This window comes from Bremerella sp. JC817 (genome assembly GCF_040718835.1).
Classification (GTDB): domain Bacteria; phylum Planctomycetota; class Planctomycetia; order Pirellulales; family Pirellulaceae; genus Bremerella.
In genome coordinates this window covers 1-620 of sequence record NZ_JBFEFG010000209.1, presented here as the reverse complement: position 1 = coordinate 620, position 620 = coordinate 1, and the positions used below count along the sequence as shown (strand labels likewise).

The window sequence follows — 620 nt, the reverse complement described above, 5'->3', positions numbered from 1 at the left end:
CCTCTTAATCGCACGCAGTACCTCGGCTATGGTTTTCTGCTAGGTGAACTCAGGCACGCTGATTTCGATTTCGTAGTCTCGTTGGGGGTGCTGGTTCTCGAAGGTTTCGAGAAGCCCGCGATTCTCTTCTGACACGGTCTCAACTCCTGGCTGATTGGTAAACTGCTATTTTGGGGGCAGGCCGCATGGATCTGCAGATTCGTGACCGAATCTTGGCGAAGGAGAAGTCGCCCGAGCTGACGCAGTTGCTCAAAGAAAAGTCGGCGGTCTTCCCGCTCGATCGCGACTTCCAGGGACGCAAGCTGGCAGTGCCAGAGCGGGCCAATTCCATTCTTTGAGAAGCGAAGCCGCGCGTCGAAAAGGACCCGCGGCTACCGACAGGGCGGCGGAGGGCCTCGAACCGGGCCGGATCGTACTGCTTTGGCTTGGGACGCATGGTGTTGTCGCTGCCGGAGCTTCCCCAGGCAACGCTGGAAGAAGGCACCATGGCCCGCATGCCACCGCCACCAATCGCGACAAAGATGGCATGGATCGGCTTCTGATGTTGTCGCAGAATTTCAACCGCGATCGTTCCCTGGCCGGCGACTTTTTCGTTCCGCTTTGCTGGTACTTACTGCTCG

General features: G+C 58.2%; 1 protein-coding gene. It reads left to right on the top strand.

Annotated elements, in window-relative coordinates:
- Window positions 1-185: 185 nt before the first annotated feature.
- Window positions 186-338 (top strand): hypothetical protein, encoded by a 153-nt coding sequence (locus tag AB1L30_RS01000; protein ID WP_367011469.1) that lies wholly within the window; start codon window positions 186-188, stop codon window positions 336-338.
- Window positions 339-620: the final 282 nt, after the last annotated feature.